Origin of the sequence: Erysipelothrix larvae, assembly GCF_001545095.1 — a bacterium.
Taxonomy (GTDB): domain Bacteria; phylum Bacillota_I; class Bacilli_A; order Erysipelotrichales; family Erysipelotrichaceae; genus Erysipelothrix; species Erysipelothrix larvae.
In genome coordinates this window covers 330157-353817 of the sequence record NZ_CP013213.1, presented here as the reverse complement: position 1 = coordinate 353817, position 23661 = coordinate 330157, and the positions used below count along the sequence as shown (strand labels likewise).

Sequence of the window (23661 nt, the reverse complement as noted above, 5' to 3'; positions counted from 1 at the left end):
GCCGCTTTTTTTAGCCGTTTATTGATGGTACAAGTGACTGGTGTTTCACTTCAAACACCTGATCCCCTAATTGATCAATGAACCACCGATCATGGCTCACTAAGATTAGCGTATGTTCCCAGTTTTCAAGCATATCTAGCATTGCTTGTTGTGTATCCATGTCAAGATGGTTGGAAGGCTCATCAAGAATTAAGGCATTAATATCCGAAACAATCAACATCGCAAGTACACACTTTGCACGCTCACCCCCCGATAATTTAGATGCCGTTTTATCCAAATCTTCTTTTGAAAATCGTAGATTGTTTAAAATGGTTCTGACTTTTCCCATGTCATAGATACTCTCTCTCATGACATTTTGAAGTAACGTCTTCTTAAGATCAATGGATTGGTGAAACTGTGAGAATACACCAAAGTGTATCCCAGGATTTACAACAATCCCATCTTCTTTTCTTAAAATCGCATTGATTAAGCTTGTCTTACCACACCCATTAGGACCTGTGATTACACTGCAAACATTTGTCTTTAAGGTTGCGTTGGTATCTTTAAATAACACCCGTTCACCATACGCAAGGTTAAAGTTCTCAAGCGTGATTGCAGTCTTTGCCCGTAGTTTTTGAGTAGACCCAAGACTGATATTTATGGGATCATTGCTTTCAGGTCGCTTCAATGTTTCCTTATGATCCATACGACTTAATAACTGACGTGAACGCCGTTGAACATGTCCCTGTTGGACACTCGCAATCCCGGCATAGATCCGCGCTTCTTTACTCGACATGTGTTTTGGTTTTTTCCCCACCTTTTGAGCTTCAATTCGAATCCGTGCTGCTTCCTTTTCAAGACGCTTGCGCTCTTTTTGGTCTTGTTGATACAGAAAGGACTGATAATCATATTCACGTTGTTGTTGTATCTGCCACATCTCATAGGTTCCATCAAATTCACGGACAGTCCCACCATCCAAAATCCACAGTCGATTCACAACGGTATTAAGAAATGTTGTATCATGGGATATCACAATCAAAGTTCCAGAATACTTTAATACTTCTGATTCAAGATGTTGGATGGACACTAAATCCATATTCGTGGTAGGTTCATCCAGCAGGTATAATGCTTTATTTTGTGAGAGTACATTTGAAAGTGCACGTTTTGTCTTCTCGCCCCCGCTATAACCCGCATTGCGTCCAACATCAAACAAGGATGCACTATAGGAACCAATCTCAATCTCATCAATGTTCGACCCCAGGGGTTGAGGCATATAAGCCAATGATTCAATTACTTCAATCACCCCTTGATCCGGCATGATTTCACCTGCGATGAGTTTCATCAGGGTTGATTTCCCTGAACCATTCGCACCAATTATACCAATACGGTCTCCTTCAAAAACTTCAAGATGTTTAATCTCAAATAGCGTTTTATCCCCATAGATTTTCACAACTGAAGCCAAGTCTATTATTTTCTGCATATGTTTTCTTCCTTTCACTTTTGGTAATAAAATAAAAAAATACCCACAAGCGTGCGTACCAGAAAGTAAAAAGAATCTTTACAAAAATGATATCAAGCTTTTTTAGTTTCTAGCACGACAAAAAACATAAGAACTCGTTCATTGTCTTGTGGTTTAGAAACTAATTGCGCATTGTATATCATCACTCCTTTGACACAAATTATACATGAAAATACATAAAAACGAAACCCTTTAGTACTTGGGTTTCGCTCCAATTTTCTTATAAATATATTCTTTCTCAACAATTGACCCCACTCTTCCCACATTACTATGCAAATAAGAGTAATACGTTCCAGGTGTAATAATTCCATTCACATGGAACAACTGCATTCCAGTAGATTGTACAATATACTCCGCAACAAGCACGCAGTTTGTGGTAAAGACATTGTATGTCTTAAAGGGTCCACTGATAAATTTATAATAATCAACCCCCACTTGTGAATCTTTCAGATGTTTTAAGTATGAATCTTTCGTCTTCTCATGATCCAAAGGATAATCATAGTAGTAGGCAGGTTTCATCAACAAGTCAATGCGTTCTTCGATCCGATCCCGTTGTTGTGGTGTGAGTTTACACAAGAACCGATATACTGTCGAACTATCATCCACACTATACTGTACAAATTCGCACTCAGATCCTACAATCAACACACCATCACCATAAGCTTGAGTTGAATGCCGATTGAGCGGATCGTGACACCCATACGAATAGATTGCTCCATTATATCCAATATCAATATGACCCATGCGATTATATCCATAATCTTTGATATAGATATAAATTGAAACATAATCCCCGATTGTAGGTTCAACCGTATCCAGTACAAGATCTGGATTCAATGCGACTTCTCGCTCAATTTTCTTCACAAGGAAACTTGGAAGTAACGCTGTAGCGAATATCGGAGCTGGCATTCTCAACGTGTACCCTGAACCAAGATTCACTCTAAAGAGATCCACAATTTGTAAGATGCCATGCAAGATTAGATAAATCCCAACTTGTAAGTTTACAAAGAAAGCAGATTCTGCCCCGGACACTAATAATGAAGTCCCCATGACAAATCCCGCTAAAAACTCAAGGGTAATCACAATTTTCCCTTTCTGTTTTCTTTGGAAAGAAACAAATAACTCTAAACCTCTAACTGCTGCATTAAACAAAGCCCATACACCAAAGAACAATGAAAAGAATTCCATGAAGATGTTCTCATTAAAAAGAGAATAAATAAAGAATCCTAATGAGCCAAAAGATATTAAAAGATCCAGTCGGTTTCGATTTGTGATTGAACGAAATAAGAAGGTAAATACCGTACCAACTAATAAAGCTTGGATTAATAGTTTCACAACCCACCACCAAAAATTTTCACGCATTATGATGGAGATACCAATCACAATTACAAAAAGTCCAAATAAAATTTGGAGAATAAACGAGAATTTTTTTATGCTTTTTTTCTCATAGAATTGAATTCCGTCATTATTTTTCATCATATGGAAATATTATACCATTTCATCTTGATTTTTTCTTCATAAAAAGGTAATATTGTAGTAACAACTTATATCCAAATTAAAGTTGTTACTTGCTCATTCATTGTCTCTCACTCATTATACTTCATGCGTTCCTTCTTAGTGCATGGAGTATTGGATAATGAATTGCACTATCTCTCTTTAGAAAAGGGCTCACACACCCCTTTTCTTTTTTTTGGTGTATAATACATTTATGGAATTTACGAAAAGACTCTTAAACTGGTATCATGAAAACAAGCGAGACTTACCCTTTCGCGCCTCAAAAGACCCCTATCACATTTGGGTCAGTGAGATTATGGCCCAGCAAACACAAATCGCAACCATGATCCCCTATTACAATCGATGGATTGAATCATTTCCAGATGTGAGCACACTCGCAGCTGCAGATATCAATGATGTCCTCAAACATTGGGAGGGATTGGGATATTATAACCGCGCTCGAAACTTACACAAAGGCGCGCTTTTTGTCATGGAACACTTCAATGGCATCATCCCTTCTACGAAAGAAGAACTTCTATTGATCCCAGGCATTGGGGATTATACATCCAGCGCAATCGCATCCATCGCCTTTGACCAACCCGAAATCGTCATTGATGGAAATGTGAAACGGGTGATGGCACGCTATTTAAACTATACTGAGAATGTAAACGCACGAAAAGCACATAAAGTTTTTGAATCCTTTTTAAAGAAAGAACTGATTGAAAGCAAAGCCAATCCAAGTGACTTTAATCAAGCCATGATGGAACTGGGTGCCTTGGTCTATACACCTTCAAACACTTTATGTGTTGGCAGTCCTTTTAAAGAAATGTGTGCAGGGTATCGAGGTGAAAACATCGGACAAATCCCTTATATTCCAAAAGCAAAGAAAGTCCCTTCTTTTAAGAAAACTGTTTGGTATTATCAACAGAATCATTCCCTCTTAGTATCAACCGATGACAGTGACGGATTGATGAAAGGTTTACTTCGTTTACCCATGACTGATGGTCATCAAGACACACCGCCCCTTCTCACACTCAAACACAAATTCTCACACCTAGAATGGGATATCCACGTTCATCCCTTAAGTGAAGCTACTTCTGCCAATGAAAACTGGCATCTTATGGATCTTAATGAAGTCAATTCAAAGGCAATGATTACCGCGCATAAGAAAATTCTCATCGCTCATTTAGAGCAAATAAAACCAAGTCAGTGAATCAAAAATCCACAGAACTGAAAAAACGATGAAGTCCTCAGTTATATAAACGACCTTAACACTCTTTACTAGGATTTATAGATTTTAAATAAATATCATTAATAAGTAATTTGACCAAAAATTCAGTTTTCGTATACCCAAAATACAAAAGAATTATAGACTTCTAGCTTATTGACAAAGAGGTACTGTCACTGATTCGTGATAGTACCTCTTTTGGCATAGAAAATATTCTCTTCTGTCTAAACTATGTTCTTGACCTTAGAACCTGTTTAATCCACTAACTTGGTTTTTACTTACTTAACAGCATCACTAAAACGCTGTACTTTCTTTTTCACCATGAGCTTATTCTGGGTGGAGTGTTTTAACAAATTCATAAGAATTACCTGAAGTTTTTCCAATTCCTAACTCACCGAAGTCATTACTTCCAGACATATACAGATATCCGTCTTCTGTGATAAGACCAGTCGTTGCATAGTATGCTCCGATGCTTGTAATTTTCCTTCCACCAGCTGGGTTCTTGATGGTAGGAGTTTTGAGTACTGTACCATTTGATACACCAATAGATCCAAATGCACTGTATCCCCAAACATACGCTATTCCATTTCTATCCAGTGCAACACCATAATTCTCGCCCGCTTCAACTTTATCAATGAAGTCGCCAAATCCAGTCATGATTTGTGGTACACGGTCTTTTGGAGAAACACTCATTCTCGTGTTATTCCCCAGTTGTCCAAGATCATTTTCCCCCCATGCATATAACCTTCCGTCATTCATAAGGATATATCCATGATCAGTCCCTAATGAAATTTCTTTAATATTTGGAATACCTGTAGCTTCAATATTTGAATCAACGTTAATATTTCGAAGCTTTTCATTCACATTGGTAGGTACACGAACATCACTTCCATTGTTATTGACACCTAACCCATTTTGTCCCCAAAAATAAACGTTATCTTCAGTATCGATTGCAACTCCATTCCTAACACCCAAGTTAACAAACTTAATGGTTGGATTACCTACAATATTTAACACTTTTGGTTCATAGATACTATTAGTCGTGTTTTGACCGCTTGCGTAATCGTTTCCATCACCCCAAGTATATACAACGCCATTTTCACTCAATGCTGCAGCTGTATTTCGACCACAGGATATTTGAACAAACTTTACTTTTGAACCATCCATCACGACAAGCTCTTTAGGAACATAGTTGTTTATGAATTTCACACCATTACCTTGAACGCCACCACCTTCGAAAAAATCATTGCCCCATATAAAGATACGATTATCAGCTGTTAGCGCCATTCCAAAATTCCTTCCGCCATCTATTTTAACCACTTCATACTCACTCAGTTCGCTGATTTCACCCGGTGTAGATTGTGTAGTTGTTGTGTTTCTTCCAGTTTCTCCATTTGATGATAAGCCCCAGCTATAGACATGACCATCCGTGGAAAGAGCAATTGTTGTGTCATACATTGGTGCAATCTCTTTGTATGCATAAACCGTAAGATTAATGCAGAGTTCATCTGCTTTCATACCGATGTCATTGGTAACATTGTAGCAAATATTATATTTTCCTGGTTTCATCGGATCATAATCTGATGGTGTTGTAATGACAATTTTATCCTTAAGATTTGGTTCAGCGAGTCCATCATCAACAAGGACAAACGATCGTAGATCAATTGTCTCTGATACAAACTTTCTCGGATTTTCCACATAAGGTCTTAGGACTGGCTTTTTACGGTCTGTAACAATAACCGTTCGACTAAGCTTATGCAATTCACCATAATAATTCGCAGTGTACTCCAGTGTATATTCCCCAATTTTGCTTGGTTCAACTTGACCACTAACATCCACCGATACTGGATCATCATACTCATCCTGTGCAACCCATCCTGGTTCAAGATATGAATCGTCTTTTGATACATACAGTGGATTATCACCCGTAAGATTGAATGTGAGCGACCTTAAAACACCCGTTTTGATTTCACCATAGGTAGAAACTGATGATTGCCAAGTTGACTGTTTGTTTTGAGGTGATGCCAAAACATTGACCGCAACCCCAATTTTGTTACCCTTTATTGTGCTGATGAGTGTTTCTTTATCCACGTTATTCCCATCCAAATACAGTTTATACGTGTAACGTTTTGATTTAAACCCTTCACCAAGTCCATCTTTGGTTGTTAAAGTGTCAGCGAGGACTTGCTTTGAAATACCTGTTCGATTGTTCGAAGTCGCTGATAATTCTTGAGTATCAAGATCCTGTTCTCCTATGATCAAGCCATTGAGTTCGCCTGCTTTAATGGAAGCATCTTTCGTTTCACCCGTATACAGCGTTACAATCTGAGTCTCATTTGCTTCGTTCACAAAGGATAACTCGATGGTGCCCTCAACGTCTACATCAAAGGGTGATGAGTTATTAAGAGTAAATTCAATACCCATCACTTCATTTTGAATCAATGTTGGCTCAAACTGACTATCAGTACCCAAAGGATACGTTTTGGTGTTTTGTTTAACCTTAAAGTCCGTGACTTCGATTTGGATCTTTGAAGCACTGATATTAAAGGATTGAGAAACCACATCACTTAATAACCCTGAAATTGGAGATATGAATACCGTAAGGCACGTTAGGATACATCCGATGATAAAAGCACGAACTTCAAAACGTTTCATTGGATCACACCCCGTTTCTCTTTACGATATCGAACAAAAAAATGCACCCCAATATATAGTGAACATACAGGTACAACACCATACAGTACAACATGAAGTGGTGAATTAAAATGAGCGATGATGGATGTGGTCAAAGTAGTGTAAAACACAGCTTTACCTAATACATCAATGGTCTCAACAATTTCAAGATCCGCATTCTTATTGTTATCCCCTTTTGTCACAAATCCTTGATCATCGATATCCACAATACGGTGGAAGACGTTTGCGTTGATTAAATGACTATAAAATGCAATTTCGTCACCGACTTGTAAGGTTGATGCATCGACTTTTTTCACAACCACCAGTGAATTTACTGGATACTTTGGTTCCATTGATCCTGATGTTATGATGAACGGTTTGTACCCAAAGAAAAACATCTCTTCATTGTCCTTTTTTACAAAAGAAAAATACAGTGCTAGCACAAGTAAAATTACTGATAAAACTAGAACTGTATTCGCGATTATTTTATGTTTCATCTTCATCATCCCTTTCCTTAAGTAGAAGAGCGATTCCCATTAACACCCCTCCCAGCGCAATAACTGGCCAACGATTGTCTCCTTCAAGTCCTGTACTTGGTAATATGAGTGGTGGATTGGGCGTTGGTAATTCAACGTCTGGATTTCCTGTATCAGGCAAGTCCAAATCGCCATTAAAAATCATAAATTCAAGTTGATAGGTTTCTGATAACCCTTGTATTTCATTGCCAGCATGTGGATCAATCGAGTATTCAAAATCAACTTTTACGCGGTCTCCTTTATCAATTGTCGCAATTAATAGATTCATTTCAGTTCCGTTATGGTCTAACTCCATAGAACTTTGAGACATTCTTAAAACAATGTTTTTTGTTAATTCATTGTTGTTTGTTGTTTCTACCTTTATCAAATAGAGACTGACCTCAAAGTCCATTGTATTATCAAACTCATAGGTAAACGTTGATGACGTACCTGGATGGACATCATCAACGTTTATTTCAAGTAAAACTGCATTTTGATTTTCAAATGCACGATTAAGATCAATCACTGAGATTGGCGTGAACAAACAAATGAATGTTGCCACTAATGCTCTCATATAGATACTATGGTTCAACTACATTTGTGTCAGCTACATACTCTTGTACTTTTTTCCAAGCATCATCTCCTGATATATCTTTATTATTTCTATACTGTAAAGCTTCAGTTTGAAGAGTTAGTTCTAAATCCTTTCTTTGTGCATTATTGCCAGCATCTGGACTAAAGTAAATTGTGTATGTTACTTCATATTTTTCGACTCCGTTAACTTCAGGTTCTTTTTCCGCTGAACCTTCAATAACCTTCGTCCCAGAAATATAAGAGTTTGATGTTAGATTCTTTGCATTTTGAGGTGTAAAATTAGAGGTAACTTCTCCTTCATATACTAAAATTACTGGTGTCCCTTCACCTGTAGTGAGTTCAGCAAGTCCCCCGGTTAATCCGATTGAATTACGAATCCATGCACTCTTTGTTCCTCCGTTTGTGAAGCTCGCTTTTACTACAACATAATCCCCTGGATTAAAGTTTAAGAGCTTGTTATCCGGCACTTTCTCTTCACTACCATTATAGTAGAGTTCATAAGTACCATCGATATCCAACGTACCTGCTGTAATGCTTGCCTCTCCAGTTACCTTATCGCTGAAGTACGCTACAAGTGATCCAGCGAAAATAAATAATGAACATAAACTAATAAAGAGTGCTAAACTCTTTTTCTTTGTATTATCTTTCATAGACAATCCCCCTTTAACGCCCCCATTATAAAATAAATTTATTCATACCACAAACTCTAAAATTTTATGATTATAAGTTAGATTAATAATAATTAGATTTTTGGATATCCCCTTTATTTCACACTTTGTTTCTCCATTAATGTGTTCGTTCAGTCCCTTAAAGTTCTTATTTATTGGTAATTTTTGTCCTTTCTTGTTTTATGCCAATTAAAAATACCTGTAACAAATTTCTGTTACAGGTATCATTATTTCATGATGTTGTGTGTATCTTTATTCTGTTTCCTTTTTAAAACTGAGCAAGATATTAAACAATATTCCGACGATTGATGCGGTTGCGATTGCAGGTAATTCCCATGTTCCAATCAAAATCATGCCGCCTTCAAATGCGAATGAACCACCAAGCCCGATGATCAAGATTACTGAAATGATGGCAAGGTTTCGTGCATCAAAGAGGTCAACGCCTTTATTAATAATAATCGCAATCCCTTGTGCCCCAATAACACCAAAGAGGTAAATCCCAACGCCATTGATTACAGCGGATGGAATCGAGCTAACAAGTGCTGAGAGTGGACTTACAAATGAAATTAACATTGTGATAATCGCAGCGGTACCAAGCACATACACTGAGAAGTTATTTGTGATTGCCATCGTTGAAATATTTTCGCCGTAGTTTGTTCCTGCAGGACCACCAAACATTGCGCTGACAATATCACCCACACCATCACCGATGAGGTTTGAGCCTAAACGATTGCCAATATCATAACGTTTCTTAGAATTCTTCATTTTCGCTACGTTGTTTACATAGATATCCAATTGGAATAAATGCGCAGTTGATTCTGGTATGGTTGCGATTGCAATTGGCATAATTGCTGTCACTGCCTTCCAGTTTGCACTTGGTAGGGTGATATGTGGTGCCTGAAGTACTGGTTGAGAGAATATTGATCCAAAGTCAATCATACCTAACGCAATACTCAAACCATATCCAACAAGAATTCCCATAAGAATTGGCACTTGACCTAAGATACCTTTTTTTAGGTATACTGAGAATAGAATGGTAGAAGTTAAAGTAACAATCGCAACGATTGCGGACTTCATATCCATTGATGCAACCCCGTCAACCACTTGATATCCAAGTGCACCGGTCATTGCAGAACCTGCGAGGGAAAGACCAATAATAATCGCAATTGATCCTGTTACTGTTGCAGGCAAGAATTTTTCAATTTTATCTTGTCCGAATTTATTTACGACAAGTCCTGCGATAATTGATACAAGACCGGACATGATAATTCCAAATTGTGCTTGTGAGATTAAAATATCTGGAGCTACTTCTCCATAGGTAGCACCGGTGATTCCGACAATTGCGGAAATATATGAGAAACTTGATCCATAATACAATGGAATTTTCCCCTTAGTTACAAATAAGAAGCATAATGTTGCAAGCCCACTTGCGAAAATAGTGGTAGAAACATGGAACCCAGTTAATAGTGCAACCATAACGGTCGCTGGGAACATTACTAAAATCTGTTGTACTGCAAACAGTACAAGTTTGCCAAACGATGGCTTTTCATCTGGTAAATAACCAGTAAATGTTTGATTTGTTGACATCAAACGTCCTCCTTCTCCCTTAATTTTAGAAGAAGTCCTTAATCGCACAAAAAAAGAGCGGTTGCCCTTAAAATGTTGCTACAACACCTTGTTGATCTCTCGGGATCATCTTAAAGGACTTTTCCTTAAAGGAATTGTAGCACAAACAGATGGTTAGATTCAATAGATATTAGTAAAGTCTATACGATTGAATCAGATCCATTGCTTTAAAACTTTTAAATTAAAGTGCATGAAAGATGGGAACCATATTGTCAAAAGTACAGGTGGCTTTAAACCCAATCTCTCTTAAAATTTGCTTCGATTCTTCAATATGAAACCCCAGATGATCTTGTTGATGAGCGTCACTTCCAATCGTGATAATGGTGCCTCCCAGTTGATGATATAACGTTAAAATTTCACGTGAAGGTGTTAGTCCTTTTACCCCATAACGCACTGAGGATGTATTCACTTCAATCCCTTTTCCATCTTTAATCACCAGCTTCAAAATCTGCGTGATTTGATCTTTTGTGGATTCAAAAGCATCGACTTCCACATCAAGGTAACGGCGCAACAAATCCATATGTGCTAAACAACTGTAGTTTTTAAATTGAGTGATAACATCAAGCATTTCTTGATAATACGCTTGATAACATTGAGCGTGTGTCTTACCCGCTTGAAATTCCCCCGTCCAAAATTCTTGATCTTTGATTTGATGGATCGACAACAGCACAAAATCCATCGGATAGCGTTGAAATAATGCTTCGTACAAGGGGATTGTATGTGTTTGAATGCCAAACTCTAATCCCTTTTTCACACAAATCAACCCTTTATATTTCTCTTGAAGGGACGCAATTTGCGCAAAATAGTTTGGGTAATCCACATTCAACAATTTAAACCCTTGAACAGTCTTGGGTTCACGGGGATCATCCCAATCAATCTTGATTCCATAATCTACATGATCCGTAAAGCATATTTCAGTTAATCCTAATTCAATCGCGTCTTTGACGACGGTTTCCATTTCATACCATGAATCATCGCTGTATGCACTGTGTACGTGATAATCTGCTCTCATGAGTGTCTCCATTGTATGTCTTCGCATACATAGTGTACGGTAGTCAATTCGGATAGTGTGCGTTTATTCAACATCACCATAATATGTTTTAAGTCTTCAATAAACCCATCCAGATCCATATCATCATGAACTGCTAAATCTAAGAACATTTTAGAAATTCCCACACCGTGAGCACCCAACACTAGACATTTAATGACATCCAGCGGTGTTTTAACACCTCCTGATGCAAGAAACTCAACATCATGCATATTTACTTGATTATCCAGTAGTGATTCAAGGGTGCTCATGCCCCAGTCTTTGAGGTAATCATACCGTGGTTTTTCATTTCGACTGTCTTCAATCCAAATAAAGTTGGTCCCACCTCGCCCTGAAACATCCACACTTTTTACGCCAATTTCAATGAGTTTTCGTACAGACTCACGATCCATACCATTCCCAACTTCTTTCACAAGCACCGGAACATCCACACCTGCAACAATTTGTTCGATATGAGAAATCCAATGTCTAAAGGTGCGATCCCCTTCACGCATTGTGAGTTCTTGGGCAACATTAATATGAATTTGAAGTGCATCTGCTTTGATCATCTCAATGGCACGTTGTGCATCTTCAAGTGTCGCATTACAATTTACATTTCCCATAATAAATCCATCCGGATTGACTTCACGAACAATCGCATACGACGATCGAAGTGATGCATCATCAAGGGCTGCATGTTGCGACCCAACTGCCATCGCAAGACCATACTTCTTCGCAATCAACGCTAACTTGCGATTGATTTCTTTTGTTTTCTCACTGCCTCCTGTCATGGCATTGATATAAAACGGAACAGCAAAAGAATGCCCTAAGTAGGTTGCACTTAAATCAACATCGGCTACATCGATTTCGGGTAAACTGTTTTGTTTCAATCGCATGGATTCAAACGGACTCTTTTGATCTGGTTGTTTTAATGCGAACTCAACATGTTCGTCTTTTCGTTTTGAACGCATAATTCCTCCTATATCTCCACAGGAATAATCCCGTGCTTTTCCCATTCACGATACAAAGGGGTTGGATCAAGATCCCTACCTAGGGCAATACCACAATCACCACCACCTGCTCCACTTACTTTCGCAACAAAGCCACAATCTTGTGCACTTTGGATGAGATGTGTTAACTGTTCTGTTTCAATCGCTTGATGCGTCCACTTTTGAAATGATCGCATCCAATCTCGATACATATCAATATACTTCAAGTTTTGTGGATTGGATATAAATCCCATCACAATTTCTTGGGCCTCATCACAACGCTTCACATACGCATCCGGATACAGTGTTTCAAATCTTTTTGCATGATTCAAAGCATCGGGAGTTTTATATGGGGATTGGGTCCATCCCACAAAGATATCAACGTCCAGTTTTAGGGGTTGGATCATTAATTGATTCCATTCCATTTCAACACACCGAATATCCGCAGTCACACACGCAGTATCATAGCGCGTATAGGCCAGTGATTGTCCATATACGGCAACCGCAATATCGCCACCTGAACTCATTTCATGCATCAAATATTGCGTATATACACTCAGTTTAAACAGGGTCAATGCATCCACATTGAGTGCATGATAGTGAAGCATCGCATCCAACACACTCACAATCACAACACCACTTGAACCAAATCCATACTTCTTACCTTCCACATCAAGGGTACTGGTAATCTTCATTTTAAATGGCTTGAATGAAACCTGTTTAAACCTTAAATATGCTTCACAGACTTCATACGCTTGTTTAACATAACGCAATGATTTCTCATCACTGTGTTGTGGTCGAAATGTCCCATATTGGGTTTCAATGCGTGTCTCTGGTGATGCTTCAATACGTGTTATCATTTTTTGTTTCACCGCAATAAGCACTGCACTGTTTCCAGGTTGCATTACAGAGTACTCACCCATCACATAGAGTTTTCCAGGGTGTTTAACTTCAATCATACGACATATGCCCCTGGACCAGGTTTACTGATATGAACTTCAATTCCATTCAAGACCTTTAATACATCGTCTACATATTCTTGGGTCGTAATGAGTTTTACATTTGGTCCAGCATCCATCGTAAAGTACACTGGAATACTGTCCTGTAGATCTCGAATTCGATTCATAATATCAAGGGTTTCAGGTTCAAAATACCACAGGCCCACTGCCATTAGCGAAGCATGCATACGCAAAGCATTTTCCTGGGAAATTTTCCCAACCGTATGAATATCATGTGCTTTTAAGGCGTTTTCTAAGTTCACAAGGTCACGTTCACTTTGCCTAACCCACCCTTCATAGTACACGGATTCTTCCACTGTCTTATCCATCGCCATTGAACTTGAGAAACGTTTTTGTTTCGAATTTAATACACAGACGATCATCCGGATATCATCCCAAGGGTTCATATCAATCGGATGGGCAATGCTTGTTTGATCATCATCACCCTGTTCCCACTTCACAAATCCACCATAAATAGAACGACTTGCACTTCCTGACCCCATGCGCGCCAGACGGGTAAGTGTGGTATCATCGAGGTCTAAATCAAGGGTTGCGGCTTTCGCAAGCGCTGCAAATGCTGACGCAGATGATGCAAGCCCTGCTGCCATAGGCACATGATTCCATGACTCAATTTTCGCTTTTTGTGGTAAATCATAGCGCGAACGCAGAAAACGCATAAAAGAGAATACACGTTGTGCTTCTTCTTGGTCTTGGTATACGCCATCCAAATAGAACACATCGTGATCTAAGGAATCATCGTAGGTCACGGATGTTTCGGTATAAAACCCATCCAATGTTAAGGAAAGACTTGAGTTATACGGCAACCTCAAGTCTTTATCTTTCTTACCCCAGTATTTAATCAAGGCGATATTAGTGTGTGCTCTTACGCGTTTACTCATGTGAAACAATCTCCTTTAAATCATAGAACCAAGTATTGCTAGCACCTGCTTCTTTTAGTTTTTGTGAAACATAATTTGCTGCTTCATAAGTTGAGCATAAGGCAATCATACACCCACCTTTGCCACCGCCTGTCAGTTTAGCGCCCAATGCACCACTTTCGATTGCAACCTCAACAAGATGCTCAAGACGATCATCGCTGACATCAATTTGTCGCAGTAATGCTTGAGCTTCATTCATGGTCCGTCCAAGCATAACACTATCATTTGTCTCAAGACATTCGCTTGCAAGCATTGTAAGTTCTCCCAAACGATCCAAGATTGGATTGATATGATCTGGATTATTATTCCATAGAGTACGTACAGAGCTGACTGCTTGCTTGGTTTGTCCAAATACACCCGTATCCGCAACAACAAGCACTCCGTCAATTGACATTGGTAAGTACTTCTTTCCTCGATTTTTCTCAAAAAACACGGCTTTTCCCGATGCGATGGTCGTTGCATCTAAACCACTTGGACTTTCATGATAAATGGATTCCGCTACCCCAACCAATTCCGTTAAAACATCTTCGGTTAAATCCACTTTAAACGCATCGTATAACGCACGAACAACCGCGACAGAAACCGCGGCACTTGAACCCAATCCACGTTGGGCGGGTAAGTTTGATTCAATTCTTAATTGCAATCCATCATTCTCTTTGCCCAGTTCTTTCATCGTCCGTTCAACCAGTGCACGAACACCCTCAAGCAATACGGGTGCTTCATTGAGTTTTCCATGATAAAAATCGCAATCTACTGTATTGTCACCTTGAATAAAATCAACGCTACACTGTATCGCAACTTTAGAAAAAGGTAACGCAATTGCAGGTTGCCCATAAACAACAGAATGCTCCCCCATTAAAATTATTTTGCCACCAGCAATACCTTGTCCAACTGTCATTTAATCACACTCCGATAACTTCTATCCTAATTATAGAATCCTTTACTCTTGTGTGCAACATATAGTACTTGCTTCACACAAGAAAACAAAGTAAAAAGAGCACATTAGCGTGCTCCCTATAGTTTCTCCAAATCAGTATATGATATCTCAGTTGGTGTTTCACGACCAAACAAGATTGTAAGTACCATTGCTGTTTGTGCATCATCATTCATTGAATCAATCACGCCATCTAAACCACTAAAAGGTCCAGATAAGATTTTAACGCGATCACCCACACCAAAATCAACCACGAGTTTCTTATCACTCATACCAATTCTACGTAGAATTGATTCGATTTCTTCTGGAGATACAGGGAATGGTTTCGCACCACCACCTGATGATCCAATAAATCCGGTTACGCCGGGTGTATTTCGAACAACATACCACGCTTCATCGGTCATAATCATTTCCACAAAGAGATACCCTGGGAAGAGATTACGCATTTTCTCAACTTTTTTACCTGATTTATTAAATTCAATCACTGTTTCTTCTGCAACCAACACTCTGAATAAAGAATCTTGAATTCCCATCGATTCAACACGACGTTCTAGATTTTCTTTAACTCTATTTTCATGACCGGAGTAAGTGTTTACGACATACCAAAGTTTTTCTTCCATAATATTAGAATGCACCTACTACTTTCAAGAATGCAGAAATTAAGAACTCAGCTGCAATGAAGAATACTGCAAAGAATCCCACAAAAGCCAAAACAGTAAACGTATTCGAGACATTCTCTTTACGCTTAGGCCATTCAATTTTACGAATTTCTTCTTTTAGACCACTTAGTGTAAACCATTTCATACTTGACACCTCCTATTTTGACTCTCGATGTAATGTATGTTTGCCACATCGCTTACAATATTTCATCATTTCAAGTCGTTCTTCTGATTTAACATGATTTCGAAATGTGGAATAATTCCGCGACAAACATTCTGTACAAACGAGTATCACTTTTTTTCGCTTATTTGTCATACTAAAAACCCCACTTTCGTGCTACATAACTTTATCATAGCGCACCTTTATTGTCAATGTTTAGTGCTTATCTCATCATTATGAAGCCACCCCTTTGACTACACAACATTCTCATTTAAATTTGACCTGGGTTTGCCCTTTAAATAATTGCGACTAAAGAACTCACATACATCATTAAATCATGTCTAAATCACCGCAGCTAAGACAGTCCTTTGACCAGGTTCTTTGTCACGCTTAATCGTGATGGATTACCTACCCCCACATAATTTCATAAAATAATGAATAGCTATTAGTTCATGTAATCTTTAAACAACTCTACTTTACGGGTTAATTTTTGGAGAATGTTGTCAACTTGTTTTGATGTGAGATCCAGTGTTTGCGCAATTTCTTTATAGGCATACCCTTGTGCTTTCATAACGAATATACGCCGTTCTGTATCTGTGATGGTGCTTTTAAACATATAACTCATTTCATGATCCACTTCTTTGATATAGGTATAGGTTTCCGGACAAAAGGAACGATTTTCACTTGCGATTACATCATGATAATCCAGTTTCCCGTCTTCACTGATTGTACTATCCAAGGACACTGCATAGTGATTCATCATACCTTTGAGGGATATGTGTGTTCGAATGGATGTTCGTATGTGATCAATTACCGTGAGCTTGACAAAATGTGCAAGCCCCGTTAATCGGCTTGCATCATAGTTTCGAATGCTCTTTTCATACCCCATAAATCCTGCTTGTCGTGCATCATGGAGTGTTGTGTTTGAGAGATGATACTTCATCAAGTAAACATTCGCCATTTTATACACGAGTAATTTATACCGACAATCCAATCCTTCTTTTGCTTCAAAATTTCCTTTTCGAATCATATAGAGCGCTTCAAAATCATGATACGACACATTAATCTCCCCTTCTTCGCATTACCTCGTATAGGATTACTGCACTTGCGACAGACACATTCAATGAGTTAACGGTTCCAACCATTGGAATGGTGACTAAAATATCGGCATTTTCTTTCACAATCCGTGAAATTCCTTTTCCTTCTGATCCCATAACAATGACCAACGGCATATCGACTGGGAATTGTGTATATGAAACTGCATCAACGCCATTCTCACACGCTACCACCCAATACCCTTGTTCTTTGAGGCTTTGAAGTGTTTGCGAAAGGTTTGTGACACTTGCAACCGGGACGGTATGAATGGCACCTGTAGATACTTTCGCAACCGTTGCATTGAGTCCAACACTGCGGTGTTTTCCAATTATTACCCCATCCACACCGACAGCATCACAGGTTCTGAGAATCGCACCCAAATTATGTGGGTCTTCAACCTGATCAAGCATCACCAATAACTTATGTGCTCCGTTTTGTATAATTGATTCAAGCGGTGTTGTCTTATAGCCATCGATTTCTAATAGAATGCCTTGATGATTTCCGTTTGCTTTTTGGTCCAACTGTTTTTTATCAACACGTTGCACAGAAACATTCATCTTCTTTAAAAGTCCTTCGATTTCATTGAGATTACCTTGTTTTAAACTATACGCCTTGAGCGGTCTGTTTCCATTCTTTAAATATGCAAGTACATTGTTTTTTCCATATAAAATTTCACTCATTGTGATTCCACCTTCTTAATAAACTCAGACCACAACTGGTCGAGCCGCTTATGATGTCCTTCTAAATATAAATATCCCCACAGTGCTTCAAACCCCGTTGCGATACGATATGTGATCACATCGGCATTTTTCGCAACAGATTTTGACTTCGCATTTCTACCCCGTTTATAGACATTCACTTCTGTCTCATTTAAAAGATCGGATTCAATCAAAGACACCATAAACTCTGCTTGGGCACTGGCACTGACAAATCGCGTGGATTGTTGTTGGAGGCGGCTCAGTTGGGACACACCTTTTGACACCAAGTATTCCCGTACTTGAAGTGACAATACCGCATCTCCAATAAAAGCAAGTACATTCCCCGATTCGTTCATAAAACCCCCTCAGCTTGAAGCACATTACGCAGTGCATCGGCCGTTTCAAAGTCACGATTTGCCTTGGCTTCTAGCCACTGAAGATACATCTCACGTTGGGCTTGTGTCAATTCAAAGACGTCAAATTCCAAGCCTAAAACATCCAACATAAAGCGTAGGGTATTGGTATATTTTGAGACAGCATCCAATGCATCCTTTTGACGCAGTGCTTGATTTAAGTGTTTCATACATGCATAAAGAGATACCGTTGCATTCGCGACATTCAAATCATCATACAGTGCATTTAAAAAATCACGGTTTAAATCCTCATCGATCAAAGATGTCTCGATGTGATTCAGTGAGAGGGTGCGTTGTGCTTGTTTAAGCACGGTTTCAAACTTCACAATATCATTTTGTGCTTGTTGGATTGTTTCATCGGTAATGTTCAATACAATGCGATAATGTGTGGACAATAAAAGCCACCGGGTTGCATTTGAACCCAGTTTTTCAATAAAGTCTTTGGCCCAAATTACATTACCAAAGGACTTGCTCATTTTCTCGCCATCAATGTTCAACATTGCATTATGAACCCACAGGTTGGCGAGATCATGGTGGTGAAGCGCATGTGCTTGCGCTGCTTCATTTTCATGGTGTGGAAATTTCAAGTCTTGTCCACCCCCATGAATATCAATGCGTGTGCCAAAGGTGTTATAGATCATGACCACACATTCAGTATGCCATCCAGGACGGCCCATTCCCCATGGTGATTCCCATTTAATGCCTGCATCATCTGTAACTTTCCATAACGCAAAATCTAAAGGATCTTCTTTCTTATCATTCTCATCAATGCGTGCACCTACTTGAAGTGCTTCAAGGTTTTGGTGTGAGAGTGTTCCATAATTGGACACATTGCGTACTCTGAAATACACATCACCTTCCACACAGTAAGCATACCCTTTTGTTTCGAGTTCTTTGATAAACGCGATGATGTCGTCCATCACTTCAGTAACACGTGGTGTTTTATAGATTCCCTCAGCATGAAGTGCCTGTCTAACAGATTCATAGGCATGAATATAACGCTCTGAGATTTCTTTTTCTGTTGTCATTTCTTCCAACGCTTTTCGAATAATTTTATCGTCTACATCCGTATAGTTTGAGACAAACTTAACGTGATATCCTTTTGTTTCTAAGACACGTCTTAATAAATCAAAGACAACAATCGGCCGTGCATTTCCAATATGTGCATAATTATAGACCGTCGGTCCACACAAGTACAAAGACACTTCTGGTGCATTGATTGGCACAAAGTCTTCGATTTGGTTTGATTTAGTATTGAATAGTTTCATACGTTGCCTCCATCTTTATTTAGTATACCATACACCATCGTGCTTTTTTTCACACAGATGCCTAATTACTTCACTTTTAATATCATCGCAAGTTTCGTATAATAGTGTTCGTAAAAAGGAGCATACATTGCCATGAATATCGTCGCACTAATTGGTTCAGTTTCAGGAAAGAAAACAAAAACCGCATTAAATACCGTCATGAACTGTTTCGATGACGTACACACAAAAACAAGCTTAAATATTGGTGAATATGCCCTTCAATTTAGTGATGGGCGTCCGATTTGGGAATACAATGAAGATACACAGACACTCATCAATACAATCCTTGCCTGTGACATTTTAATTGTTGGGACACCAACCTATCAAACGTCCATACCCGGAGCCCTTAAAAATGTCTTCGATTTATTACCACCCAACGCACTAAAAAACAAGGTGGTTGGTATTGTGGCATTGGCAGGCTCTTCAAAACACTACCTCATGGTTGAATCACAACTGAAACCAATCCTTGCATATATGGGTGCATTCTTAGTTCAAAAATATGTATTTATTGAAGATGCAGACTTTGAGGATGGCATCATAGCCAACACCAACATTCTCCATCGCATCCATCAACTGTGCTATGACAGTATGTTTATGGCAAAAACCTATGAGCACTCAAAAGGTGCATACAACCCAACACATACACAGACCCATACTTTGTAATCGAAGGGTGTTATTCATGATTTTTGGTGTTCTCTTTGGGACCAATCCCTTCAAAAAGCTTGAAAAATGATGTGCGCTTATGATCGAGATGTGCTTTGTAGTCAAGGCTAAAGAATGCCGCAAATATAATATCCAACACATACATGATGGTAAGCCGTGTCGCAAAGGATGAGATCTTATCATAATGATCTTCAAAGGAAGCAAGATATAACACATAGTCCGATGCATCAACATGCGGATTGCCTTGGGTGGAAGTCAACAATAAGATCTTCGTTTTATTGATCTTGAGAATATTATAAATCAATTGTACCGTAGGACCCCGTCCACCATACGAAATAATAATCGCAAAGTCATCCTCTGTACTGTTTGCAGCGGTCAACCGCTGTACATACTCTTCCACAGGAGCCAATACATCAATCCCAATCTCTTGCATTTGAAACTTAAAATTTTCTGCGAAGTATAGATTTGCAGAGGAAGCATAGAGACTTATGCGCTTTGATTTTCGCATCTGATTCACCACTTCACCCAAAACATCCAAATCCATCAATCCATCGGACTCATCAATCGTTTTAAGGTAGATTTGATGCATGTTCTTCATAATTTGATAGTTTGTATCCGTCTCTAGAATTGGGAAGTTATAGTCCTCTATGGACGTTTCATGGCGTGATCCAATCAAGGACTTCGCAATCTCGCCTTTTAAGTCTGAAATGCCACTTAACCCTAATTTATCCACAAGGCGATAAATGGTGGATACTGATACATACGATGCCTCAGCGATTTCTTTTGGCCGTAGGCTCACAATTTTTGAAGGATCCTCTAAAATAAAATCAACCAACACTTTTTCATTGTTTGTTAAGTCTTTAAGCTCAACCAGTTTTCTTAGTATTGACATAACTCAGTTTCCTTTCACGTTGTTACTCATGAGAAAAAAATTTCAAAGATGCTTTTCTTACCTTCATTTTACGATAGAATCTTATCATGCACAACGGCATTTTCCCTTTATAATATAAATATAGACGGAAAAAACCAACCAACCAAGGATATCACAAACCATGTTTACCTCATGGATTTACATTACACAAATAACTTCCTAAAACGTGATATCCGCTCCGTCTTTTTTTTGCGTACGTATTAGCTCAATCTAGCCCTTCATGCCAATCATAAATCTACAGTGAGCGACTCCATTAACACTAAAGGCTGTCGATTTTTGGATCAACAGCCTTGGTTTTACTTTAAATTCCAAATGTCTTCGTTATACGATGCGATTGTGCGATCACTGGAGAAGAATCCAGCATTCGCAATGTTCATCATCATCTTAGAAGCCCATTCCATTCTATTTTCATAGTCTTCAAACATTTCATTTTTAACCCAAACATAGTCTTCAAAATCAAGTAAGGTCATGAACGGATCATGATCTACTAGGTGATAACGAAGGCGGTTCAAGCAGTCAAAGGTTCCAATATTACGCATCGGTTCAGATGTAAGGAAATCCACACAACGGCGAATCCATGGTGTATTTTCATACATAGCACGTGGATTATACGATCCAGACCCCAGCAAATCAATGACTTCATCCGAGTGTTTCCCAAAAATATAGATGCTTTCATCGCCAACATGTTCAGCGATTTCTACATTCGCCCCATCAAGGGTTCCTAATGTTAAAGCACCATTCAACATGAGTTTCATGTTACCCGTACCACTTGCTTCTTTACTTGCCAGTGAAATTTGTTCAGACACATCACATGCAGGAATCAACATTTCCGCTTTGGTTACATTGTAATTTTCCACAAAGACAATTTGAATGTGTTTGCGAACGTCTTCATCCGACTCAATCAATGTTTGCATAACAAGCAATGCATGAATAATGTCTTTCGCAATCACATAAGCGGGTGCAGCTTTTGATCCAAAGAAAAATGTAATCGGACGTTTTGGCACAACACCATCTTTAATGCGTAAATACAGATAGATAATGTAGAGTAAGTTCATTTGTTGACGTTTGTATTCATGAAGGCGCTTGATTTGAATATCAAAGATAGAATTCACATTAACCTTGCGTCCCGATATCTCGTAGATATAGTCGACACATTGTTGTTTCTTAAGGTGTTTAATATCTAAAAGTTCTTGAAGTGCTTCTTTGTCCTCTTTGAATGCCTCAAGTTTCACAAGGCTCATTGCATCTTGAGTGAAGTCTTCACCAATCTTGGATTCTATCCACGATGTGAGTTCACGGTTACTGAATTGTAACCAACGACGGAAGGTAATTCCGTTTGTTTTGTTGTTGAAGCGTTCAGGATACAACTCATAAAAGCTCTTTAAGGTTGTCTTCTTTAAGATTTCAGTATGCAACGCCGCAACACCATTAATGCTGTGGGAGAAGTTACATGCTAATGCAGCCATGTGAACAATGTAGTAATACCCAACAATCCCAATGAACGGATCTTTGCTGCGTGAGCGTGCTTCACGGTCTAATTTCCAAATCATTTCCGATAAGTTACGATCAATGGTCTCAAAATATGAGATTGGCCATGTTTCAAGTGCTTCTGCCAAAATCGTATGGTTTGTATACGCACAGGTCTTGGTGACAATTTCCACAATTTTATCAAATGCAATCCCACGTTTCTCAAGTTCAAGGGCTAGCATTGGAATCACCATCACAGGATGGGTGTCGTTTAATTGAATCGCTACATGTTCGTGTAAGGTTTCAATATGCGCTTCATGTTGGCTTAAAACCCATGCTAAGTTACATTTCACCATAAAATACTGTTGGATAAAACGCAACCGTTTTCCTGCATCCGTTGAATCGTCTGGGTATAAGAAAAGGGTTAAGTTTTTATCGATGGCTTCTAAGTTAAATTGAATGCCATCACCCACTAGTGTTTCATCCACACTCTCTAAATCAAATAAACGCAAGGTTGTTTTTTCACCATTGTATCCCAAAATATCAAGGTTATACATACGTCCAATCACAGAGGTGCTTCCCAGTGTTACTGGAACTGTGAAATCTGTTTTTGTAAGCCAGCTTGGTTTTTCTAACCACACATCTTTGGTTTCATGTTGGAAATGATCCTTACCGAATACTTGTTTAAACAGTCCAAAGTGATAGTTTAGACCTAAGCCTTCACCATTAAGACCCAGTGTTGCGATTGAATCCAAGAAACATGCCGCAAGACGTCCAAGACCACCATTGCCCAATGATGGTTCAGGTTCGTATTCTTCAAGGTCAGATAAGCGATAGCCCATGCTTTCTACTGCTTCCTTTACTTCATCGTAAATGCCTAAATTCATAAGGTTGTTTGATAAGAGCTTCCCAATTAGAAACTCAGCTGACATATAGTAAAGGGTTCGGTCCCCACTAACATGGGGTATGTTTTTCATTTTGTTTTGTACACATTGGTTCACTGCGTGATAAAGTTTATCGATTGTTACACCGTCTAAATCTTGTCCAAGCAACGCCAATAATTCTTGACGAATCATAAAAAATCTC

Annotated in this window: 23 protein-coding genes; 2 read left to right on the top strand and 21 right to left on the bottom strand. The window is 38.8% G+C overall.

All coding sequences use genetic code 11. The features are described from left to right. Positions 1-10 precede the first annotated feature (10 nt). Positions 11-1459, bottom strand: coding sequence for a ribosomal protection-like ABC-F family protein (gene abc-f / locus AOC36_RS01700; protein ID WP_067630548.1), 1449 nt, complete (start codon positions 1457-1459; stop codon positions 11-13). 231 nt (positions 1460-1690) lie between these two features. Next, positions 1691-2977 (bottom strand): hypothetical protein, encoded by a 1287-nt coding sequence (locus AOC36_RS01695; RefSeq protein WP_157777123.1) that lies wholly within the window; start codon positions 2975-2977, stop codon positions 1691-1693. A 229-nt stretch (positions 2978-3206) separates the two neighbouring features. Here AOC36_RS01695 and AOC36_RS01690 point away from each other — a divergent pair, with 229 nt between their 5' ends. Further along, complete coding sequence (locus tag AOC36_RS01690) at positions 3207-4205, top strand: A/G-specific adenine glycosylase (protein ID WP_067630542.1); 999 nt, start codon at positions 3207-3209, stop codon at positions 4203-4205. A gap of 342 nt (positions 4206-4547) precedes the next feature. On the opposite strand, the gene AOC36_RS01685 is transcribed toward AOC36_RS01690, so the two are convergent. The 17 genes from AOC36_RS01685 to cysS all read right to left on the bottom strand — a co-directional run bounded on the left by AOC36_RS01685 (position 4548) and on the right by cysS (position 19475). Next, positions 4548-6875: an RCC1 domain-containing protein gene (locus AOC36_RS01685; protein WP_067630538.1), complete on the bottom strand. Its 2328-nt coding sequence runs from the start codon at positions 6873-6875 to the stop codon at positions 4548-4550. Further along, entirely contained in the window at positions 6872-7390 is a 519-nt protein-coding gene (locus AOC36_RS01680) for a signal peptidase I (RefSeq protein ID WP_157777122.1), read from the bottom strand. The genes AOC36_RS01685 and AOC36_RS01680 overlap by 4 nt, the downstream gene beginning before the upstream one ends. Continuing rightward, positions 7380-7970: a hypothetical protein gene (locus tag AOC36_RS01675; protein WP_067630531.1), complete on the bottom strand. Its 591-nt coding sequence runs from the start codon at positions 7968-7970 to the stop codon at positions 7380-7382. The genes AOC36_RS01680 and AOC36_RS01675 overlap by 11 nt, the downstream gene beginning before the upstream one ends. Before the next feature lie 19 nt (positions 7971-7989). Continuing rightward, positions 7990-8652 (bottom strand): hypothetical protein, encoded by a 663-nt coding sequence (locus AOC36_RS01670; protein WP_067630528.1) that lies wholly within the window; start codon positions 8650-8652, stop codon positions 7990-7992. Positions 8653-8922: 270 nt separating this feature from the next. Then, positions 8923-10257 (bottom strand): uracil-xanthine permease family protein, encoded by a 1335-nt coding sequence (locus AOC36_RS01665; protein WP_067630525.1) that lies wholly within the window; start codon positions 10255-10257, stop codon positions 8923-8925. A gap of 220 nt (positions 10258-10477) precedes the next feature. After that, on the bottom strand, positions 10478-11308 hold the full coding sequence (locus AOC36_RS01660) for a histidinol-phosphatase HisJ family protein (RefSeq protein WP_067630522.1): 831 nt from the start codon (positions 11306-11308) through the stop codon (positions 10478-10480). Beyond that, on the bottom strand, positions 11305-12294 hold the full coding sequence (gene fni, locus AOC36_RS01655) for a type 2 isopentenyl-diphosphate Delta-isomerase (RefSeq protein WP_067630518.1): 990 nt from the start codon (positions 12292-12294) through the stop codon (positions 11305-11307). Before fni ends, AOC36_RS01660 begins: the two co-directional genes overlap by 4 nt. 8 nt (positions 12295-12302) lie before the next feature. Beyond that, positions 12303-13271: a phosphomevalonate kinase gene (locus tag AOC36_RS01650; protein ID WP_067630514.1), complete on the bottom strand. Its 969-nt coding sequence runs from the start codon at positions 13269-13271 to the stop codon at positions 12303-12305. After that, on the bottom strand, positions 13268-14209 hold the full coding sequence (gene mvaD, locus AOC36_RS01645) for a diphosphomevalonate decarboxylase (RefSeq protein ID WP_067630510.1): 942 nt from the start codon (positions 14207-14209) through the stop codon (positions 13268-13270). The genes AOC36_RS01650 and mvaD overlap by 4 nt, the downstream gene beginning before the upstream one ends. Beyond that, positions 14202-15146 (bottom strand): mevalonate kinase, encoded by a 945-nt coding sequence (gene mvk, locus AOC36_RS01640; RefSeq protein WP_067630507.1) that lies wholly within the window; start codon positions 15144-15146, stop codon positions 14202-14204. The genes mvaD and mvk overlap by 8 nt, the downstream gene beginning before the upstream one ends. 116 nt (positions 15147-15262) lie before the next feature. Beyond that, positions 15263-15802: a transcription termination/antitermination protein NusG gene (nusG, locus tag AOC36_RS01635; RefSeq protein ID WP_067630504.1), complete on the bottom strand. Its 540-nt coding sequence runs from the start codon at positions 15800-15802 to the stop codon at positions 15263-15265. Positions 15803-15806: 4 nt separating this feature from the next. Beyond that, positions 15807-15986, bottom strand: a complete 180-nt coding sequence (secE, locus tag AOC36_RS01630) for a preprotein translocase subunit SecE (protein ID WP_067630501.1) — start codon at positions 15984-15986, stop codon at positions 15807-15809. 12 nt (positions 15987-15998) lie between these two features. After that, on the bottom strand, positions 15999-16157 hold the full coding sequence (gene rpmG, locus AOC36_RS11755) for a 50S ribosomal protein L33 (RefSeq protein ID WP_078055037.1): 159 nt from the start codon (positions 16155-16157) through the stop codon (positions 15999-16001). 289 nt (positions 16158-16446) lie between these two features. Next, positions 16447-17061 (bottom strand): sigma-70 family RNA polymerase sigma factor, encoded by a 615-nt coding sequence (locus AOC36_RS01625; protein ID WP_067630499.1) that lies wholly within the window; start codon positions 17059-17061, stop codon positions 16447-16449. Between the two features lies 1 nt (position 17062). Then, entirely contained in the window at positions 17063-17776 is a 714-nt protein-coding gene (gene rlmB / locus AOC36_RS01620) for a 23S rRNA (guanosine(2251)-2'-O)-methyltransferase RlmB (RefSeq protein WP_067630496.1), read from the bottom strand. Then, positions 17773-18150 (bottom strand): Mini-ribonuclease 3, encoded by a 378-nt coding sequence (locus tag AOC36_RS01615; RefSeq protein ID WP_067630493.1) that lies wholly within the window; start codon positions 18148-18150, stop codon positions 17773-17775. The genes rlmB and AOC36_RS01615 overlap by 4 nt, the downstream gene beginning before the upstream one ends. After that, the gene (gene cysS / locus AOC36_RS01610; RefSeq protein ID WP_067630490.1) at positions 18147-19475 is read right to left on the bottom strand and encodes a cysteine--tRNA ligase; all 1329 of its coding nucleotides are present in this window, start codon (positions 19473-19475) and stop codon (positions 18147-18149) included. Before cysS ends, AOC36_RS01615 begins: the two co-directional genes overlap by 4 nt. A gap of 132 nt (positions 19476-19607) precedes the next feature. Between cysS and AOC36_RS01605 the strand changes: the two genes are divergently transcribed. Beyond that, positions 19608-20177 (top strand): NADPH-dependent FMN reductase, encoded by a 570-nt coding sequence (locus AOC36_RS01605; RefSeq protein WP_067630486.1) that lies wholly within the window; start codon positions 19608-19610, stop codon positions 20175-20177. A 10-nt stretch (positions 20178-20187) separates the two neighbouring features. On the opposite strand, the gene AOC36_RS01600 is transcribed toward AOC36_RS01605, so the two are convergent. Further along, positions 20188-21069 (bottom strand): MurR/RpiR family transcriptional regulator, encoded by an 882-nt coding sequence (locus tag AOC36_RS01600; protein ID WP_067630483.1) that lies wholly within the window; start codon positions 21067-21069, stop codon positions 20188-20190. Between the two features lie 335 nt (positions 21070-21404). After that, complete coding sequence (gene glgP / locus AOC36_RS01595; RefSeq protein WP_067630480.1) at positions 21405-23651, bottom strand: glycogen/starch/alpha-glucan family phosphorylase; 2247 nt, start codon at positions 23649-23651, stop codon at positions 21405-21407. Positions 23652-23661: the final 10 nt, after the last annotated feature.

What these genes read in the sequence shown, in the direction of transcription:
- AOC36_RS01615 (WP_067630493.1), bottom strand. Translation starts at nt 18,150, where the DNA reads ATGAACGAATCGGGGAATGTACTTGCTTTTATTGGAGATGCGGTATTG.
- mvaD (WP_067630510.1), bottom strand. Translation starts at nt 14,209, where the DNA reads ATGAGTAAACGCGTAAGAGCACACACTAATATCGCCTTGATTAAATAC.
- mvk (WP_067630507.1), bottom strand. Translation starts at nt 15,146, where the DNA reads ATGACAGTTGGACAAGGTATTGCTGGTGGCAAAATAATTTTAATGGGG.
- AOC36_RS01665 (WP_067630525.1), bottom strand. Translation starts at nt 10,257, where the DNA reads ATGTCAACAAATCAAACATTTACTGGTTATTTACCAGATGAAAAGCCA.
- AOC36_RS01605 (WP_067630486.1), top strand. Translation starts at nt 19,608, where the DNA reads ATGAATATCGTCGCACTAATTGGTTCAGTTTCAGGAAAGAAAACAAAA.
- fni (WP_067630518.1), bottom strand. Translation starts at nt 12,294, where the DNA reads ATGCGTTCAAAACGAAAAGACGAACATGTTGAGTTCGCATTAAAACAA.
- cysS (WP_067630490.1), bottom strand. Translation starts at nt 19,475, where the DNA reads ATGAAACTATTCAATACTAAATCAAACCAAATCGAAGACTTTGTGCCA.
- glgP (WP_067630480.1), bottom strand. Translation starts at nt 23,651, where the DNA reads ATGATTCGTCAAGAATTATTGGCGTTGCTTGGACAAGATTTAGACGGT.
- AOC36_RS01685 (WP_067630538.1), bottom strand. Translation starts at nt 6,875, where the DNA reads ATGAAACGTTTTGAAGTTCGTGCTTTTATCATCGGATGTATCCTAACG.
- AOC36_RS01600 (WP_067630483.1), bottom strand. Translation starts at nt 21,069, where the DNA reads ATGTCAATACTAAGAAAACTGGTTGAGCTTAAAGACTTAACAAACAAT.
- AOC36_RS01680 (WP_157777122.1), bottom strand. Translation starts at nt 7,390, where the DNA reads ATGAAACATAAAATAATCGCGAATACAGTTCTAGTTTTATCAGTAATT.
- AOC36_RS01690 (WP_067630542.1), top strand. Translation starts at nt 3,207, where the DNA reads ATGGAATTTACGAAAAGACTCTTAAACTGGTATCATGAAAACAAGCGA.
- rpmG (WP_078055037.1), bottom strand. Translation starts at nt 16,157, where the DNA reads ATGACAAATAAGCGAAAAAAAGTGATACTCGTTTGTACAGAATGTTTG.
- rlmB (WP_067630496.1), bottom strand. Translation starts at nt 17,776, where the DNA reads ATGAGTGAAATTTTATATGGAAAAAACAATGTACTTGCATATTTAAAG.
- AOC36_RS01695 (WP_157777123.1), bottom strand. Translation starts at nt 2,977, where the DNA reads ATGATGAAAAATAATGACGGAATTCAATTCTATGAGAAAAAAAGCATA.
- AOC36_RS01670 (WP_067630528.1), bottom strand. Translation starts at nt 8,652, where the DNA reads ATGAAAGATAATACAAAGAAAAAGAGTTTAGCACTCTTTATTAGTTTA.
- AOC36_RS01660 (WP_067630522.1), bottom strand. Translation starts at nt 11,308, where the DNA reads ATGAGAGCAGATTATCACGTACACAGTGCATACAGCGATGATTCATGG.
- AOC36_RS01650 (WP_067630514.1), bottom strand. Translation starts at nt 13,271, where the DNA reads ATGATTGAAGTTAAACACCCTGGAAAACTCTATGTGATGGGTGAGTAC.
- secE (WP_067630501.1), bottom strand. Translation starts at nt 15,986, where the DNA reads ATGAAATGGTTTACACTAAGTGGTCTAAAAGAAGAAATTCGTAAAATT.
- nusG (WP_067630504.1), bottom strand. Translation starts at nt 15,802, where the DNA reads ATGGAAGAAAAACTTTGGTATGTCGTAAACACTTACTCCGGTCATGAA.
- abc-f (WP_067630548.1), bottom strand. Translation starts at nt 1,459, where the DNA reads ATGCAGAAAATAATAGACTTGGCTTCAGTTGTGAAAATCTATGGGGAT.